The organism is Bartonella sp. AP57NXGY (genome assembly GCF_042195805.1).
GTDB lineage: Bacteria > Pseudomonadota > Alphaproteobacteria > Rhizobiales > Rhizobiaceae > Bartonella.
In genome coordinates this window covers 1-1935 of the sequence record NZ_JBHIOZ010000091.1, presented here as the reverse complement: position 1 = coordinate 1935, position 1935 = coordinate 1, and the positions used below count along the sequence as shown (strand labels likewise).

2 protein-coding genes are annotated in these 1935 nt (G+C 34.2%); both read right to left on the bottom strand.

Going from position 1 to position 1935, the window contains the following annotated elements:
- Window positions 1-938 (bottom strand): right-handed parallel beta-helix repeat-containing protein (locus tag ACFIL8_RS07500; protein WP_375689310.1); only part of this gene is annotated, 938 nt, incomplete at its 3' end.
- Between the two features lie 829 nt (window positions 939-1767).
- Window positions 1768-1935, bottom strand: a 168-nt coding sequence (locus ACFIL8_RS07495) for an autotransporter outer membrane beta-barrel domain-containing protein (RefSeq protein ID WP_375686784.1), incomplete at its 5' end; no start/stop codon positions are given.

Sequence of the window (1935 nt, the reverse complement as noted above, 5' to 3'; positions counted from 1 at the left end):
GAAGCCCCTGTCTCGGAAACAGTGATAGATCCTCCTGTCATTTGGATGATACCATTGTCTTTTGCCTCAAGTCCGATTGCAGCTTCTTTAATTGTTGTATTGCCATGCAATTCAATTGTACTGTTGGGGCCGTTAGCCCATGCACCTTTTCCATTGCCATCTGCCATTAGAGTGGTATCTATGCCATCAATATATCCACTATTTGCTGCAACTAATGCATTTTTTTTCCCAGTTACAGTTCCCCCAATCATCGTGATTTTGGATTGTGCACCATTTGCATTGAGGCCATATTCATCAGAGGACACTGTAACATTGTTCTTTAAAGTAATTGTAGAGCCTGTACCAGCGTATATTCCATGCTCTTTTGCATTAAAGTATCCTCCTGATACCGTTGTTTGAGAATTATCCAACGCTTCTATACCCACTTTTGCTTGAGTAACTGTTACGTTTTCCAAGATGACTTTACTTTCCTTATAAAGAGCTATTCCTTTTTCCATTAAGTCATCTTTACTGCTCGTTATTGTCACATTTTTCAGCTTGTTTTTATCACTTTTGCTATCTTCGAGAAATAAGCCTACTGTAGGAGCAATAATACCTACTGCATTCATTTTTATTATACCACCGTCTGTTGCCATCACACCGATTTCTTTAGCCTTAATCGTTGATTCTGATAAGTCAAGAAAGCTATTAGGTTCGATAATGCGTACAGTGCTCAACCAGTCGTCCTCCATGTTTTTGCTGTCGTGAATTATTGCTAAATTTTTTCCAATTATTCCACTACCTTTTATCACTATTATACCGCCAACAGTGAAGTTGGATGCTTCCTCAGTTATTCCATGAAAATTCATTAAGATTTTTTCGGCTTTTACATTAGTATGAGCACTAAACAGCGCGATTGTCGCAACAGCTGTACAGGATAGTAAAAATTTTTTAGACATGAAGATTTTCCTTAACTTATAAGCCTCCGCATATTCTCTCCCCGCTTATAAAAAGGATAAAGAACACACAATTTTCATCGGGAGGTTATATTATTTTAACTTTTATATAAAGTATTTATATAATTTTATACTTTATTTATTTTTACATTTATATATTAAATTTATTATTTACTTGTATTCTATAATAAATTTTTATTAAATGGTTTTTTATTTTGTAAATAACTATGTAATTTATAATTTATAAAACAAATTATTAAATATAAACTATTATAATTTCAATCACATAATGAATTTAATATTTGTTTTCTGTATATCTAAAATATATTTATGTATATACTTAAATAATACTTATGATGATTGATAAAGCTTTAGCTCTTCTTTATGATTTCCTGAGCATTTTAGATAAATTGAGTACAAAGCATTGTGTTATGTTTGTTATGCCTGATTGGATTTTCTGCGCAAAAAGGTATTTTGCAGCAGATCTTCTGCCGTAAAGAGGTGAAGGGAATTCCTTTAAAGAAAAGCTAGTACATCTACTGCATGAAGAAGAAAGAGGTTTCTTTAAGGAATAAAAAGGACTTTAGCAGAAAAGAAAAGCAGGGTTTATTTACAAGAGGTAATATCAACAAAAGGGCTACATAATATTATAGAAAATTAAAAAAGCTGCACAATACAGAGTTGTGCAGCCTTTCTGTGCAAACGAACGGGAAAGCAACGCTCGCTTTTACACTTTTTTCAGTCTCATACGCTTGTACATGTGCTTTCCTTCTCATGTAGGGCACAGGCTGCTCTGCTTAAAATAAGAGGTTCCGAGAAGAATTTCCTTTCCTTAAAACTGATAGCGTATACCACCTGAAAAGCTTGCACCACTTATACCAGTTTTCTGAAGCTTTTGTTGATAACTTACATCACCATGAAGGGAGAAATTGTGAGACAGTTGCGCATTGATGCCAACGCCGCCTTCAATTGCAGGTCCCATAGGATCAAGGTCAAAATC